We start from the raw sequence: 3,242 nt of genomic DNA on the forward strand, positions 1-3,242 counted from the left end.
GGCGATTTGGCAAATCGCCTTCCTTCTGCTAGACTGCCCCCCACAACTGAATAGGCAAACCCGTCTCAGGTCGCCCCAGCCCCGGAAGGCAGGGCGTAATCGCGAAACTGGTGACCCGCGCTCCGCGCTGGCAGCGATGCCCACGTGGCGCCAGGGGAGGCCAGTGCTGTTCCCGCAACTGTGAGTCAACCAGCAGTGCGCCGGTTGATAAGCCAGGTCGACGTCCTGAGATGAGTTTCGGCCCTCGTGGATAAGGGTTGGGAACTGTGTGGAGGCCTTTGGCCGGTCACCCCTCAACTCGATGCCCTGCATCGAGTTTTTTGTTTGGCACTTCCCCCCCTTTATTATCAAGACCTGACAGGTGGGCGGCCACAAGGCTCGCTCTTGTAAGCGTATGATTTGACCGCCCACCTGTCAGGTCTTTCATCTAGGTGGCAACGATCATGACGAAAACACGCATACTGCTTGGGTTGATGGTGTTGGTCTTGTTGGCCGTCGACTGCGGCGGCGGCGCGGCCGGCTTCCCCGACCAGAATGAGGCCATCCGGCCGGCGGCGGCCTGGCTGGTGGAGACGCGCCAGAACGACGACGGCGGCTACACCAGCTTCAGCGCCGGCGCGAACCAGGCCCCGTCGGACATCGTCGGGACGCTCGACGCCCTCCTGGCGCTGGCCGCGGCCGGCGAGGACACCGGCGCGCCCCGCGATTACCTCATGGCGAACGGCGAGGCGCTGGCTAACTTCGCCGCCGAGAATGGCGGACAGGCGGGTAAGGCGCTGCTGGCGCTGTCGGCGGCCGGCGCGGACGCGCGCGACTTCGCGGAGCAGGACTTCGTGGCGTTGTTGACCGACCAGTTCGGCTCGGCTGGCGACTACAACGTCGCCGACCCGTACAAACAATCGCTGGCCCTGCTGGGTCTGGCCGCGGCGGATGAGGAGATACCGCCGGAGGCGGTAGCGTGGCTGAAGGCCAAGCAGGCGGCCAACGGGTCGTGGGACGACGGCTTTGGCACGCTGGACAACGCCGACGCGACGGCGATGGCGATTATGGCCCTCGTCGCCGCGGGCGAGAACGCTGACAGCGAGGCCGTCAGCCGCGCCGTGGACTTTCTGGCCGGCGCGCAGGCGGCCGATGGCGGCTGGCCCTACGCGCCGGGGCTGCCGTCCAGCGCCAACAGCACCGCCCTGGCCGGGCAGGCGCTCAGCGCGCTGAATGAGGATTGGTACACGGCTGGCGGCCGTTGGGCCAAGGAGCGGACGCCGCTGGCCGCGCTGCTGTCCTTCCAGGGCGAGAGCGGGGCGTTCCAGGCCGACTTCGGGCAGGGGCCGGCCGACGACTTCTACGCGACGGTTCAGGCGCTGCCGGCGCTGAGCGGGCAGCCGTTCCCGTTGGCGAGATAGCCAATGGCCGCACGACAGACGCTCTTTCTGGCGGCGGTTATCGCCTGGTCATTGCTGGCTCCTGTAGCACAGGATTCTTATCCTGTGGCCCCTGTCCAAGAGCTTGAATCACAGGATAAGAATCCTGTGCTACAACAGGAGGGCAACCGCGCGGCCCTGGTCATCGACAAGGGGGACGCCGGGGTGGAGCAGTATTGCGTCGTCTTCCCGGAGGCGGAGATCACCGGCTACGAGGCGCTGCAGCGGGCCGGACTGGCCGTGGCGACGGATATACAGGCAGGAGGCGCGGCTATCTGCCAGATCGGCGACACCGGCTGCCCGGCCGACGACTGCTTCTGCGCCTGCCGCGGCGGGGGAGAATGTGTCTACTGGTCTTACTGGCGCCAGCAGGACGGCGACTGGGCGTATTCGATGGCCGGATCGAGCCTGTCGCGGGTGAGCGATGGGGCGGTGGAGGGTTGGGTGTGGGGGCCTGGCTCCGTCACCGAGGCCCCACCGCCGCCGGCCGTGGCTTTTGCCGACGTGTGCGGGCCGGGGGCGACGGTGGTCAGTGCGACCGTTGTTAGTACTGAGGTGGAAGCGGCTGGCGGGACGCCGGCGATCCAGGAAGCGGGGGCCGGCTGGCTGCCGTATGCGGCGTTTGCCGGGCTGCTCGTGCTGCTGGGGGCGCTGGCTGTGGCGGCGCGCCGGCGGGGAGGGCGGGCGTAGGGATGGGGCACTTGATGGGCCACCGGCTACTGACCGTCGCCCTCTATCTGCTGGCCGCGCTCATCGGCGTGGTGGCCCTGTTCTACCCGTTTTTCCTGCCGGCGCTGCCCGCGGCCGGGCTGGACGAGCCGGCGCTGCGGGCCAGCGAGACGCCGCTGCTGGCGACGCTGCTGGTCACCCTCTGCCTGGCCGTCCTGCTGGTCGAGCTGCAGGGGCAGGCCGCCGGAGCCAAGACGGTGGCCGCGCTGGGCATCCTGGTGGCGGCCACGGCGACGCTGCGCTTCATCGAGGTCGGCATCCCCGGCCCGGCCGGCTTTTCGCCTATCTTTGCCCCCATCCTGCTGGGCGGCTACGTCTTCGGGGCGCGCTTCGGCTTCTTGCTGGGGAGCATGACGATGCTCGTCTCGGCCATCATCACTGCCGGCGTCGGGCCGTGGCTGCCCTACCAGATGTTCACCGCCGGCTGGGTGGGGCTGACGGCCGGCTGGCTGCCCCATCCCCGCGCGCCGCGGGCGCAGGTGGCCCTGCTGATCGCCGCCGGCTTCCTATGGGGCTTTATTTATGGGGCGATCATGAACCTCTACACGTGGCCCTTTCTGGCCGGCGATCCGCGGCTGACGTGGACGCCGGGCGCGGGGCTGAGCGCCGCCCTCGGCCGCTACGCCGCCTTCTACGTAGCGACGTCGCTGGTGTGGGACGCGGCGGCGGCGGCCGGCAACGTCATCCTGCTGGCGGCGCTGGGCTGGCCGGCCATTCGCGCGCTGGCGCGCTTCCGCGACCGCTTGCAGTTTCGAGTGGAGTATCACTGAACGGCCCGGGCTGGTTCGTAGTCAGGCCATTCATTGCCGTTCTTGGCGCGAGAAGGGGAAGAACGGCCATGTTGAGCGTTAAGAAATGGCTACGGGTACGGACGGAAGAAGACGGATTGATGATATGGAGTGAAGGATCGAATCCGTTCTTACTCCGTATCGTCCGTCGGTATCCGTAGCCATTTCTTAAGTCATTATTCGAAAGGTATGGTAACAAATGCGAGTTGCCGTTCATCAATACCCATGAGGGAACAGAACTGGGCGAACGGCAAGATATCCAACCAGTGAACGGCTGCTTCGGCTACGGCATGGAGCGATTCGTAGA

General features: G+C 67.2%; 3 protein-coding genes and 1 riboswitch. All 3 genes read left to right on the forward strand.

Annotated features, from left to right (window positions below):
* The first annotated feature begins 50 nt into the window (after positions 1-50).
* Positions 51-244: riboswitch (cobalamin riboswitch) on the forward strand.
* A 199-nt stretch (positions 245-443) separates the two neighbouring features.
* From ACE3UY_RS21305 to ACE3UY_RS21315, 3 genes are read left to right on the forward strand one after another with little or no spacing between them, the layout of a single operon-like run.
* Complete coding sequence (locus tag ACE3UY_RS21305; protein ID WP_374689490.1) at positions 444-1,400, forward strand: prenyltransferase/squalene oxidase repeat-containing protein; 957 nt, start codon at positions 444-446, stop codon at positions 1,398-1,400.
* A gap of 3 nt (positions 1,401-1,403) precedes the next feature.
* Complete coding sequence (locus tag ACE3UY_RS21310) at positions 1,404-2,108, forward strand: hypothetical protein (protein WP_374689491.1); 705 nt, start codon at positions 1,404-1,406, stop codon at positions 2,106-2,108.
* 2 nt (positions 2,109-2,110) lie between these two features.
* Positions 2,111-2,917, forward strand: a complete 807-nt coding sequence (locus ACE3UY_RS21315; protein WP_374689492.1) for an ECF transporter S component — start codon at positions 2,111-2,113, stop codon at positions 2,915-2,917.
* The last annotated feature ends 325 nt before the right edge of the window (positions 2,918-3,242 follow it).

It is taken from the genome of Promineifilum sp. (SeqCode) (assembly GCF_041918635.1).
GTDB lineage: Bacteria > Chloroflexota > Anaerolineae > Promineifilales > Promineifilaceae > Promineifilum.

Coding starts and splice junctions, on each gene's coding strand:
- ACE3UY_RS21305 (WP_374689490.1), top strand. CDS start 444: ATGACGAAAACACGCATACTGCTTGGGTTGATGGTGTTGGTCTTGTTG.
- ACE3UY_RS21310 (WP_374689491.1), top strand. CDS start 1,404: ATGGCCGCACGACAGACGCTCTTTCTGGCGGCGGTTATCGCCTGGTCA.
- ACE3UY_RS21315 (WP_374689492.1), top strand. CDS start 2,111: ATGGGGCACTTGATGGGCCACCGGCTACTGACCGTCGCCCTCTATCTG.